We start from the raw sequence: 11,954 nt of genomic DNA on the forward strand, positions 1-11,954 counted from the left end.
GGAGGGCACGTACGTCTCGTACGACGGCGAGGCCATGCTCGCGGTCCTGGTGCTGGAGGCCCACCGGGCCGGGGCGCCGGTCGTCGGCGAGGACCTCGGGACCGTGGCACCGGGGGTCCGCGAGGCCCTCGCCCGGCGCGGGGTGCTCGGCACCTCGGTGCTGTGGTTCGAGCGCGACTGGGCGGGCGGCGGCGCCCCGCTGGCCCCGGCGCACTGGCGCGCGGACTGCCTGGCCACCGCCACCACCCACGATCTGCCGCCCACCGCCGCCAAACTGGCGGGGGCTCACGTCGAACTGCGCGACCGGCTGGGCCTGCTGACCCGTCCGGCGGAGCTGGAACGGGCCGAGGACGCGGGGGACACGCGGGAGTGGCTGGAGGTGCTGGACCGGCTCGGTCTGGACACCAAGGGCGAGGAGGCCGCCGTACGGGCCCTGTACGGGTTCCTGGTGCGCACCCCGGCCCGGCTGGTCGGCGTGTGGCTGCCGGACGCGGTGGGCGACCGGCGGCCGCAGAACCTGCCGGGGACCTGGGACCAGTACCCCAATTGGCGGCTGCCGGTGGCCGACGGGAGCGGACGGCCGCTGACGCTGGAGCGGATCGCCGCCTCGCCCCGGGCGAACGCCCTGTTGAGCGCGGTGCGGGAGGGCGCGCACCCCCGTACGGCACCCCCGGGCGCGCGCGCTGTTTAGGTGTTCGCTACGTTTGCACCGTGGACAAGAAGAACGCTCTGCGCGCCGGCGCTGTCACGGCCGGAACGACGCTGATGATGCTGCTGATGACGTCTCCCGCGCTCGCGCTGACCCGCGACGACGGTGACGACCCGGGCAAGGGCCTGAGCATTGCCGAGACCCTCGGCCTGTTCGTGGCCGCGCCGATCGTGCTGTTCCTGGTCATCGCGGGCCTCGTGATGGTCGGCGACAAGTCGCGCAAGACGCAGGACCAGTAAGGAGGGCCGACCCCGAGGGGTCGGACCCCGCACGGCTTCCGGGGCGCCGGAGGTCCGCAGCCCGGTACGTGACGCATGACGCGTGACGTACCGGTGGCACTGTGGACCTCCGGCGCCCTTTCGGCATGCCCCGGGAGGCGGCCGAGCGTTCAGAGTCGGCCGAGCGTTCAGAGGCCGCCGAGCAGTTTGCGCAGCAGGGCGGTGAGGACGGTGACCTCCTCCTCGTCGAGGCCTTCGAGGCCCGCGCGCTGGACCTCCAGACCCGCGGCGACCGCCTCGTCGATGAGGGCGAGGCCGCGCTCGGTGACCGTCACCTGGAGCCCCCGCCGGTCGTGCGGATCGGGGCTGCGGCGCAGCAGCCCGGCCTTCTCCAGCTTGTCCAGCCGCCCGGTCATGCCGCCCGTGGTGAGCATGAGTGTGGCCGAGAGCTGGCGCGGCGAGAGGGTGTAGGGCTCGCCGGACCGGCGCAGGGTGGCGACGACGTCGAACTCCCCGCGGGAGATGCCGTAGCGGCCGTAGGTCCGGTCCATGGCGTCGCCCATCGCCTTGCTGATCCGGTAGATCCGGCCGAAGACGGCCATGGGCGTCACGTCCAGATCCGGGCGGACCGCGTTCCACTGGGCGGCTATCGCGTCGACCGCGTCCTTTTCGCTCATGCGTCGAAGTATCCCGAGTCCCCTCGGTAGATCGCAAGAAAGTTGCTTGACGGAAAGTAGCTTAGGAGTAAGCTACTTTCTAACAACCTACTTGGGGGAGCGGACATGTCGGCGAAGCGGCGTCGGGCGGCGGTGGAGCGGGTGACGGGGGAGCGGGAGCTGCTCGTGGCGGCGGGGATCAACGCGGTCGGGATCGGCATGTACATACCGTTCACGCTGGTCTTCTTCCGGCACGTCACCGGCCTCTCCTTCGCCGCCGTCGGCCTGGTGCTCACCGTCACCGGCCTCGCGGGGCTGGCGCTGATGCCGCTCGCGGGCACGGCCGTCGACCGGTTCGGTGCCAAGCCGGTCGTCCTGGTCCTCTACGGGATCCGGACGCTCGGCTTCCTCGCCTACCCCTTCGCGACCTCGCTGTCGGCCTTCGCGGTCGTCGCCCTGTTCACCGCCCTCGCCGACCGCTCCTTCGCCCTCGTCCAGCAGTCGCTGATCGGCGAGGTGGCGCGCGGCGGTGCCCGGGACCGCCTCCAGGCGTCCCTGCGGGCCCTGCAGAACGCCGGTATGGGCGCCGGAGCGATGATCGTCTCCGGCGTACTGGCCCTGTGGGGCACGGGCGGGTTCTCCTGGACCGCCTGGGCCAACGCCCTCGCCTTCGCGGCGGCCGGACTGCTCGTCAGCCGGGTCCGCCCGGTGCGCGGTGCGGACGCGGCGGCCGACCGGTCCGCGGGGCCGGGGCGCCCGGCCGTCGGCTACCGGACGGTGCTGCGCGACCGCCCCTTCCTCGGCCTGACCGCCGCCAACTTCCTGACCGCCCTCGGCTACTCGGCCCTCTCCGTCCTCTTCCCGCTGTACATCGCCACCTGGCTGCGCGGCCCCGACTCGCTCACCGGCGCCGCCTTCACCCTCAACACAGTGCTGTGCGCCGGGGCGGGCGTCCTGATCGCGAGCCGGGTGCGGCGCTCCGGCGCCCGTCGGACCCGCTCCGCCGCCCTCGGGTCGCTGCTCTTCGCCGCCGCCTTCGTCGGCCAGATCGTGCTCGGGACCGTGCGCCCCGGCTCGACCGGCCTGCTGATCGCCCTCATGGCGATCGTGGTCGTCTACACCGTGGGCGAGCTGGTCCACAGCCCCTCCGGCGGCGCCCTGTCGGTCTCCGCGGCCCCCGAGGCGGTGCGCGGCCGCTACCTCGCCACCTACCAGCTCTCCTACTCCCTCGCCGGCGCGCTGGCTCCGTCCCTCTTCACCGTGCTGCTGAGCGTCGACGGCCGCCTTCCGTGGACCGTGCTCGCCGTCGCCGCGATCGGCGCCGCCGCGGCCCTGGTCCGGCTGGAGCGTCACCTGCCGGACGAGGCCGTCCACGCCGAGCCCCCGGTCCCCGCCGCCGCCCCGGCGCCGGTCGCCGCCTGACCGCGCGCGGCCCGTCGGCCGCCGCCCGCATCCCGCCCCCCCCAGATCCCGGATCCCGCAACCCGTTCGAGGAGTACCGCCATGAAGCGCCTCGCCACCGTCGCCCTGACCGCCCTCGCCCCGATCTCCTGGGGTTCCACCTACGCCGTCGCCACCGAGCTGCTGCCCCCCGACCGGCCGCTGTTCACGGGGGTGATGCGGGCCCTGCCCGCCGGGCTGATGCTCATAGCCGTCGCCCGGATCCTGCCCAAGGGCGCCTGGTGGTGGAAGTCCGCGGTGCTGGGCGCCCTGAACATCGGTGCCTTCTTCCCGCTGCTGTTCCTCGCCGCCTACCGGCTGCCGGGCGGGGTCGCCGCCGTCCTCGGCTCGCTCGGCCCGCTCGTGGTCATCGGGCTCGCCGGGCTGCTGCTGGGCGAGAAGGCCGGTACGAAGTCACTGCTCGCCGCGATCGCGGGGGCCTTCGGGGTCAGCATGGTCGTGCTCAAGGCCGGGGCCGCGCTCGACCTGGTCGGCGTACTGGCCGGCATCGGCTCCGCCGCCTCGATGGCGGCCGGAACGGTCATGACCAAGCGCTGGGGCCGCCCCGAGGGCGTGGGCCCGCTGGCCCTGACGGGCTGGCAGCTGACCGCGGGCGGGCTGCTGCTCCTGCCCGTCGCCGCCCTGGTCGAGGGGGCCCCGCCGGCCCTCGACGGCAAGGCCTTCCTCGGCTACGGCTACATGATGCTGATCAACACCGGGATCGCGTACTGGCTCTGGTTCCGCGGGATCGGCCGGCTCACCGCGACCTCCGTGACCCTGCTCGGCCCGCTCTCGCCGCTCACCGCCGCCGTCATCGGCTGGGCCGCGCTGGGCCAGGCGCTCTCGCCCGTCCAGGTGGCCGGGATGGCGATCGCCTTCGCGGCGACGCTCGTGGGCCAGCTGCCGAGCCGCCGTACGCGCACCCGGACCCCCCTCCAACCGTTCATGATTTCTGAACAGAACGATCGAAACATTTCGATGGACCTGGTCAATGGGCAGGTGCGACGGTAGCAACCGGAACCCGTCGCAGCAGACCCCAGGGGGAGACACACAGTGGCCGTCATGGACCGCGTCCGTACCGCTTCGAAGGCACAGCAGGGCAGCGGGAAGAAGGGCGTCGCCGGGCTCGGCGTGCTCCTCGCCCTGATCGCCACGGTCGTCTGGTCCGGCAGCTTCGTCGCCACCCGGGACATGGCGGACTCCGTTCCGCCCGTCCAGGCCGTCTTCTGGCGCTGGATCATCGCGATCCTCGCCGTCGCCCCCTTCGCCGCCCGGCAGGCCTGGCGGCAGCGGGCCCTGATCCGCCGCCACTTCGGTTACATCGCGCTCGCCTCGCTGCTCGGCATAGCGATGTACAACACCCTGGTGCACCAGGCCGGGCTCACCACCCCCGCCGGCACCATGGGCATGATCATGGCGGCCTCGCCGGTCGTCATGGCCGTCTACTCGCGCCTCGGCGGCGAGAAGCTGGGCCCGCGCCGCACCGGCGGCATGCTGCTCGCCGCCTTCGGCGTGCTGCTCCTCGTCGGCCACGGCTCGCTGGGCTTCGACTTCGCCACCGGCGACCTGTGGATGTTCGCCGCCGCCCTGTCCTTCGCCTCCTACAGCGCCCTGCTGCGCCGCAAGCCCGCCGAGATCGGCGGCCCCGCCTTCCTGCTGACCACCTTCGTCCTCGGCGCCCTGATGCTCGCCCCGCTCTACGCCGTCTCGGTCCGCGTGCAGGGCGGCTTCGAGGTCGCGCCCGCCACGGTCGGCCCGCTGCTCTACGTCGGGGTCTTCTCCTCCGCCGTCGCCTTCTTCGCCTGGAACAAGGCCGTCTCGCTGATCGGCGCGGCCCGCGCGGGCGTCGTCTACTACCTCCAGCCGGTCTGCGTCACCGTCCTCGGCTTCCTCCTCATCGGCGAGCGGACCGGCCCGACCGAGCTGCTGTGCATGGCGCTGATCCTGGGCGGTGTGACCCTGGGTGCCCGCCGGTAGGTTCGGTCCCATGCACGACTGGGACATCAAGAAGCTGCGGATCCTGCGGACCCTCGCCGAACGGGGGACCGTGACCGCGACGGCCGAGGCGCTGAACATGACGCCCTCGGCCGTTTCGCAGCAGCTGACCAACCTCGCCAGACAGCTCGGCGTGGGACTGCTGGAGGCGCAGGGGCGCCGGGTCCGGCTCACCGACGCCGCGCACCTGGTCCTGCGGCACACCGAGGCGGTCTTCGCCCAGCTGGAGCGGGCCGACGCGGAACTGGCCGGTTACCTGGCCGGGGAGGCGGGCGAGGTCCGGGTCGGGGCCTTCTCCACCGCCGTCCCGGCGCTCGTGGTCCCGGCCGTGGCCGCGCTGCGGCGCAGCCATCCGGGGATCGAGGTGCGGGTGCGGGAGGCGGAGGCCGCGGAGGCGTACGAGCTGCTCTCCGCCGGGTCGGTGGACCTGGCGCTGTCCCTGGCGGCTCACGCGCCGACCGCCCGCGACCCGCGGTTCACCCGGATCCCGCTCTTCGCGGACCCGCTGGACGTGGCGCTCCCGGCGGACCACCGGCTGGCCGGGGCGGCGGGGCTGCGGCTCGCGGACCTGTCCGGGGAACGGTGGATCTTCGGGGGCAGCGGGCCCTGGTCGGAGATCACCCGCACCGCGTGCGAGGCGGCGGGCTTCGTCCCGGAGCAGGCGCACTCGGCCGCCGGGTGGACGGCGATCCTGGCCATGGTGGAGGCGGGGATGGGGGTGGCGCTGGTTCCGCGGATGGCGGTGGCGGGGCGGGGGTACGAGGTCGCGGTGCGGGTGTTGGAGGCCGATCGGCCCGCCCGGCACGTGATCGCCGCGCTGCGGCGGGGGGCCGAAGCCGCGCCCGCGGTGGCCCGAGTCCTGACGGCCCTCCGCGAAGCGACCCCGTAACCGACCGCCTCAAACGCCGGCGGGGCTGGATTGGTCGGCCTGCTCGGCGAGCGCGAGGGCCGGGCCTCGGCCAAATTCAGCCCGCCCGGCGAGCGTGAGGTCCGGGCCCAGGCCAAGTCCAGCCCGCCCGGTGTTTGAGGGCCCGCCGGAGGCAATGCCCGGTGGGCGCCCTCGGCCGACTGTCCCGGGCTCCGCCCGGACCCGCGCCTCAAACGCCGGCGGGGCTGGATTGGTCGGCCTGCTCGGCGAGCGCGAGGGCCGGGCCTCGGCGAAATCCACCCCGCCCGGCGAGCGTGAGGTCCGGGCCCAGGCCAAGTCCAGCCCGCCCGGCGTTTGAGGGCCCGCCGGAGGCGTTGGTCGGGCCCGTGGCTCAGGCGCCGGCGGGGCTGGTCAGCCTCGCCGGCGCCTGAGGCGCAGGGGGTCGGGTCAGGCGGAGGCGGCGTCGGCGGACTGGGCGCGCAGGGCCCGTTCGACGCCGGAGCGGGACTCCGACACCAGGCGGCGCAGCGCAGCGTTCGGCTCGGCCGCCGACAGCCACGCGTCCGTCGCGTCCAGCGTCCCCTGGGAGACGAGGAGCGCCGGGTACAGGCCCACCGCGATCTGCTGCGCGATCTCGTGGCTGCGGGAGTCCCACACGTCCTTGACCGCCGCGAAGTACTTCTCCGCGTACGGCGCCAGCAGCTCGCGCTGGTCGGTCTGCACGAAGCCGCCGATCACGGCCTCCTGCACGGCGTTCGGCAGGTCGCCGGACTCCACCACCGCGGCCCACGCCTCGGCCTTCGCCTCGGCGGTCGGCCGCGCGGCGCGCGCGGTCGCCGCGTGGCGCTCGCCCGCCGCGGTCTTGTCCCGCTCCAGCTCCGCCGCGATGGCCGCCTCGCCGAGCACGCCCGTCGCGACCAGCCGCTCCAGGAACGCCCAGCGCAGCTCGGTGTCGACCACGAGGCCGCCGATCTCCGCGTGGCCGTCCAGCAGCGCCGCCAGGAAGGTCAGCTGACCCTCGGTGCGGGCCGTCGCCGCGAAGGCGCGGGCCCAGGCGAGCTGGTGGTCGCTGCCGGCCGGGGCCGCGCGCAGGTGCTCCAGCGTGGCCTCGGTCCAGGTCGCCAGGCCGCTCTCGCGCCAGGCCGGGTCGGCGTACAGGTCGACGGCCAGCTTCACCTGGCGGTGCAGCGACTGCACCACGCCGATGTCCGACTCCTTGCCGATGCCCGACAGGACGAGGGCGAGGTAGTCGCGCGCGGCCAGTTCGCCGTCGCGCGTCATGTCCCAGGCCGAGGCCCAGCACAGGGCGCGCGGCAGCGACTCCTGGAAGTCGCCCAGGTGCGCGGTGACCGTGGCGAGCGAGAGCTCGTCCAGGCGGACCTTGGCGTAGGACAGGTCGTCGTCGTTGAGCAGGACGACGTCGGGGCGCTGGAGACCGACCAGCTCCGGTACGTCCGTCAGCTCGGCGGCGCTCACGTCCAGCTCGACGCGCCGCTCGCGCAGCAGCCGCCCGCTCTCCCGGTCGATCGAGTAGAAGCCGATCGCGATCCGGTGCGGACGCAGGACCGGCTCGCCCTTGGCGCCGGCGGGCAGCGCCGGGGCCTCCTGGCGGACGGCGAAGGAGGTGATGACGCCGTTCGCGTCGGTCTCGATCGCCGGGCGCAGGATGTTGATGCCGGCCGTCTCCAGCCATGCCTTCGACCAGGTGGTCAGGTCGCGGCCGGAGGTCTCCTCCAGCGCGCCGAGCAGGTCGGACAGGCGGGTGTTGCCGAAGGCGTGGGCCTTGAAGTAGGCCTGGACGCCCTTGAAGAACGGCTCCATGCCGACGTAGGCGACGAGCTGCTTGAGGACCGAGGCGCCCTTGGCGTAGGTGATCCCGTCGAAGTTGACGAGCACGTCGTCCAGGTCACGGATGTCGGCCATGATCGGGTGCGTCGAGGGCAGCTGGTCCTGCCGGTACGCCCAGGTCTTCATGGAGTTGGCGAAGGACGTCCAGGCGTGCGGCCACTTCGAGTCCTCGGCGTAGGCCTGGCAGGCGATCGAGGTGTAGGTCGCGAACGACTCGTTCAGCCACAGGTCGTTCCACCACTCCATGGTGACCAGGTCGCCGAACCACATGTGCGCCAGCTCGTGCAGGATGGTCTCGGCGCGCAGCTCGTACGCCGCGTCGGTCACCTTCGAGCGGAAGACGTACTGGTCGCGGATGGTGACCGCGCCCGCGTTCTCCATCGCGCCCGCGTTGAACTCCGGCACGAAGAGCTGGTCGTACTTCGCGAAGGGGTAGTCGTAGGCGAACTTCTCCTGGAACCAGGTGAAGCCCTGCCGGGTCACGTCGAAGATCGCGTCCGCGTCGAGGAACTCGGCGAGCGAGGGGCGGCAGTAGATGCCGAGCGGGACGGACTGGCCGTCGGCGCCCTCGTAGCTGCTGTGGACCGCGTGGTACGGGCCGACGATCAGCGCGGTGATGTAGGTGGAGATCCGCGGGGTCGGCTCGAAGCGCCAGACGTTGTCCTTGACGTCGGCGGCCTCCGGCGTCGGGGAGTTCGAGATCACGGTCCAGCCCTCGGGGGCCGTCACGGTGAAGCGGAACGTCGCCTTCAGGTCGGGCTGCTCGAAGCTCGCGAAGACGCGGCGGGCGTCCGGCACCTCGAACTGGGTGTACAGGTAGGCCTGCTCGTCGACCGGGTCGACGAAGCGGTGCAGGCCCTCACCGGTGTTGGTGTAGGCGCAGTCGGCGACGACGCGCAGCTCGTTGCGGCCGGCCAGCAGGCCCGGGAGCGCGATCCTGGAATCCTGGAACACGGCGGACGCGTCCAGCGCGGTGCCGTTCAGCACGACCTCGTGGACGGACGGCGCGACCAGGTCGATGAAGGACTCCGCGCCCGCCTCGGACGCCTCGAAGCGCACGGTGGTCGCGGACCGGAAGGTGCCGCCCTCCTGCGCACCGCTGAGGTCGAGATCGATCTCGTACGAGTCGATGGTCAGCAGCTTCGCGCGCTGCTGGGCTTCTTCGCGGGTCAGATTCGTGCCAGGCACGCGGCATCTCCTTCGATGGTGACGTTGCCCGGCCATCCTTCCATGCGGGCCGCGTCACCGCGTCGGAGTAATCCACGGGCGAAATCGCCGGGTGTGTCACCGGCCCCGGACGTGCCCGAGGGGCGGCGCCGGTGCGGCGCCGCCCCTCGGGTGTGCGTGCGGGGTCAGCCGCGCAGTTCCTCGGCCACCAGCTCCGCGATCTGGACCGCGTTCAGCGCGGCGCCCTTGCGGAGGTTGTCGTTCGAGAGGAAGAGCGCGAGGCCGTTGTCGACGGTCTCGTCCACGCGGATGCGGCCGACGTACGAGGCGTCCTTGCCCGCCGCCTGGAGCGGGGTCGGGATCTCGGACAGCTCGACGCCCGGGGCGGCGCCCAGCAGCTCGTAGGCGCGCTCGACGCTGATCGGAGCGGCGAACCGGGCGTTGACCTGGAGCGAGTGGCCCGCGAAGACGGGGACGCGCACGCAGGTGCCGGAGACCTTCAGCTCCGGGATGTCCAGGATCTTGCGGGACTCGTTGCGGAGCTTCTGCTCCTCGTCGGTCTCGAAGGAGCCGTCGTCGACCAGGTTGCCCGCGAGCGGCACGACGTTGTAGGCGATCGGGCGCTTGTAGACGGCCGGCTCGGGGAAGTCCACGGCGCCGCCGTCGAAGGTCAGCTGGTCGGCGGCCTCGGCGACCGCGCAGGCCTGGCCCTTGAGCTCGGCGACGCCCGCCAGGCCCGAGCCGGAGACGGCCTGGTAGGTGGTGGCGACGAGCGCGGTCAGGCCGGCCTCGTCGTGCAGGGGGCGCAGCACCGGCATCGCGGCCATGGTGGTGCAGTTCGGGTTCGCGATGATGCCCTTGGGGCGGTTCTTGATCGCCTGCGGGTTGACCTCGGAGACGACGAGGGGGACCTCGGGGTCACCGCGCCAGGCGGAGGAGTTGTCGATCACGACGGCGCCCTGCGAGGCGACCTTCTCGGCCAGTGCGCGGGAGGTGGCGCCGCCCGCCGAGAAGAGCACGATGTCCAGGCCGGAGTAGTCGGCCGTGGAGGCGTCCTCGATGGTGATCTCCCGGCCCTCCCACTCCAGGACGGTGCCCGCGGAGCGGGCCGAGGCGAACAGCCGCAGCTCGTCCACCGGGAACTTCCGCTCGGCGAGGATGCCGCGCATGACTCCGCCGACCTGTCCGGTGGCTCCGACGATTCCGACCCTCACGGTGACTCCTCTTGTACGTACGACGCGGGCGCGCGTGGAGCCATCATGCGTTCGACCCCACGAGCCTTGTCCAATCCATTGTCCGAGGAACGGACGGTGTCCGGATCGTGTACCCCCGTGACGAGTGTGTGGCGGCCGTGTTGCACAGGCGCTGAACACCCGTTTTGTCGGTTCCCGGGTGGCTACGGTCCGGTCTGTCGTGATCGATATGCGGACACGTCCGTCCGCAGGGCGAACCATCGCCCCACCACCCGGGAGGAACCCCCGTGCGCGCCCACCGCAACCGCCGGTCCATACCGGCGCTCGCCGCCCTCGCGGCCGCCGCCGTCGCCGCTCCGCTGCTGCTGACCGCCAGCCCGGCCGCCGCCGCCCCCGCGCGCGACGGGAAGCTCGCCAAGGAGCTGGTCGAGGAGGTCACCGCCCGCGGGGCCTACCGCCACCTGGCGAAGTTCCAGCAGATCGCCGACGCCAACGGCGGCAACCGGGCCGCCGGCTCGCCGGGCCACGCGGCCTCCGCCGCCTACGTCCACGACACCCTGAAGAAGGCCGGGTACCAGGTCTCCTACCAGGACTTCGACATCTTCGAGGCGCACACCAGGACGGAGCGGACCACCGTCCTCGGCGCGGACACCCGCGAGCTGGCCACCGCCGCCTTCACCTTCACCAAGTCCACCCCGGCGGGCGGCCTGGTCGCCCCGCTGGCCCTCGCCCGGGTCGACGAGACCCCCGGCTGCGACGCGGCCGACTACCCCGCCGGGGCCTTCGCCGGGAAGATCGCCCTGGTCAAGCGGGGCAGCTGCACCTTCGTGGAGAAGCAGAAGGCGGCCGCCGCGGCCGGTGCGATCGGGGTCATCGTCTACAACCACAGCGGGACCACCCCGGTCCGCGGCGGCTTCTCCTCGCCCGCCGAGGGCGTCATCCCGAGCGCGGGCATCACCCTCGCCGACGGGGAGGCGCTGACCGCGGCCGCCGCCAAGGGCGAGGTGTCGGTGCGGCTGGACCTCGACCAGGAGCACGTGAAGAAGACCACGCGCAACGTGATCGCCGAGACCCGCGGGGGCCGCGCCGACAAGGTGGTCGCGCTCGGCTCCCACCTGGACTCGGTCCCCGAGGGCCCGGGCATCAACGACAACGGCTCCGGCTCGGCCGGTCTGCTGGAGGTCGCCCTCAAGCTGGCCGACGAGGGCGCCAACAAGAAGGGCAAGGGACCCGCGAACAAGGTCCGCTTCGCCTGGTGGTCGGCGGAGGAGCTGGGCCTGCTGGGCTCGGAGCACTACGTGGCCCAGCTGTCCGAGAAGCAGAAGAAGGACATCGCGCTCTACCTGAACTTCGACATGATCGCCTCGCCGAACCCGGTCCAGTTCGTCTACGACGGCGACGACTCGGACAAGGTCGGCGAGGGCGCCGGTCCGGCCGGATCGGCGCAGATCGAGGCGCTGATCAACGGCTTCCTCGACAAGAAGAAGAAGCCGCACGAGGGCAGTGACTTCGACGGCCGCTCCGACTACGGCCCCTTCATCGCGAACGGCATCCCGGCGGGCGGCACCTTCACCGGCGCCGAGGGCATCAAGACCGCCGAGCAGGCCAAGCGGTACGGCGGCACGGCGGGGGCCCCGTACGACCCCAACTACCACGGGGCCGGCGACACCCTGAAGAACCTGGACCTCAAGGCCTTCGACACCAACCTGGACGTCATCGCGCACGCGGTGGGCACCTACGCCCAGGACCTGAGCTCGATCGGCAAGTAGCCGCCCGGGAAGGGGGGAACGGGGGAACGGGAGAGGGGCGGTGCTCGTCGAGCACCGCCCCTCTGTCATGCAGTCATGCGGTCATGCCGTG

General features: G+C 72.7%; 10 protein-coding genes. 7 read left to right on the forward strand and 3 right to left on the reverse strand.

Translation table 11 applies throughout. The features are described 5' to 3' along the window. The coding region (locus ACFWAR_RS33980; protein ID WP_385785780.1) for a 4-alpha-glucanotransferase at positions 1-691 on the forward strand (691 nt) is incomplete at its 5' end. Between the two features lie 20 nt (positions 692-711). Then, positions 712-948 (forward strand): hypothetical protein, encoded by a 237-nt coding sequence (locus ACFWAR_RS33985; RefSeq protein ID WP_385785782.1) that lies wholly within the window; start codon positions 712-714, stop codon positions 946-948. 167 nt (positions 949-1,115) lie between these two features. Here the strand turns inward: ACFWAR_RS33985 and ACFWAR_RS33990 are convergent, their stop codons facing one another. After that, positions 1,116-1,604: a MarR family winged helix-turn-helix transcriptional regulator gene (locus ACFWAR_RS33990; RefSeq protein WP_385785785.1), complete on the reverse strand. Its 489-nt coding sequence runs from the start codon at positions 1,602-1,604 to the stop codon at positions 1,116-1,118. 105 nt (positions 1,605-1,709) lie between these two features. Between ACFWAR_RS33990 and ACFWAR_RS33995 the strand changes: the two genes are divergently transcribed. The 4 genes from ACFWAR_RS33995 (at position 1,710) to ACFWAR_RS34010 (ending at position 5,907) form a co-directional block, all read left to right on the forward strand. Beyond that, a complete protein-coding gene (locus ACFWAR_RS33995; protein WP_385785788.1) occupies positions 1,710-3,005 on the forward strand; it encodes an MFS transporter in 1,296 nt (431 codons plus the stop codon). Between the two features lie 81 nt (positions 3,006-3,086). After that, positions 3,087-4,034 carry an EamA family transporter gene (locus ACFWAR_RS34000; RefSeq protein ID WP_385785791.1) on the forward strand — a complete coding sequence of 316 codons (948 nt, stop codon included), beginning with the start codon at positions 3,087-3,089 and terminating at the stop codon, positions 4,032-4,034. Positions 4,035-4,085: 51 nt separating this feature from the next. After that, positions 4,086-5,000 (forward strand): DMT family transporter, encoded by a 915-nt coding sequence (locus ACFWAR_RS34005; protein ID WP_385785794.1) that lies wholly within the window; start codon positions 4,086-4,088, stop codon positions 4,998-5,000. A gap of 10 nt (positions 5,001-5,010) precedes the next feature. Then, positions 5,011-5,907, forward strand: a complete 897-nt coding sequence (locus ACFWAR_RS34010) for a LysR substrate-binding domain-containing protein (protein WP_385785796.1) — start codon at positions 5,011-5,013, stop codon at positions 5,905-5,907. Between the two features lie 426 nt (positions 5,908-6,333). Here the strand turns inward: ACFWAR_RS34010 and pepN are convergent, their stop codons facing one another. Together pepN and ACFWAR_RS34020 are read right to left on the reverse strand one after the other, a co-directional pair. Further along, a complete protein-coding gene (gene pepN, locus ACFWAR_RS34015) occupies positions 6,334-8,922 on the reverse strand; it encodes an aminopeptidase N (RefSeq protein WP_385785799.1) in 2,589 nt (862 codons plus the stop codon). A gap of 164 nt (positions 8,923-9,086) precedes the next feature. Continuing rightward, positions 9,087-10,115, reverse strand: coding sequence for an aspartate-semialdehyde dehydrogenase (locus tag ACFWAR_RS34020; protein WP_385785802.1), 1,029 nt, complete (start codon positions 10,113-10,115; stop codon positions 9,087-9,089). Positions 10,116-10,381: 266 nt separating this feature from the next. On the opposite strand from ACFWAR_RS34020, the gene ACFWAR_RS34025 reads away from it, so the two are divergent. Next, positions 10,382-11,863: a M28 family metallopeptidase gene (locus ACFWAR_RS34025; protein ID WP_385785804.1), complete on the forward strand. Its 1,482-nt coding sequence runs from the start codon at positions 10,382-10,384 to the stop codon at positions 11,861-11,863. Positions 11,864-11,954 lie beyond the last annotated feature (91 nt).

Origin of the sequence: Streptomyces sp. NPDC059917 (genome assembly GCF_042730635.1) — a bacterium.
In the GTDB taxonomy this organism is placed as follows: Bacteria; Actinomycetota; Actinomycetes; order Streptomycetales; family Streptomycetaceae; genus Streptomyces.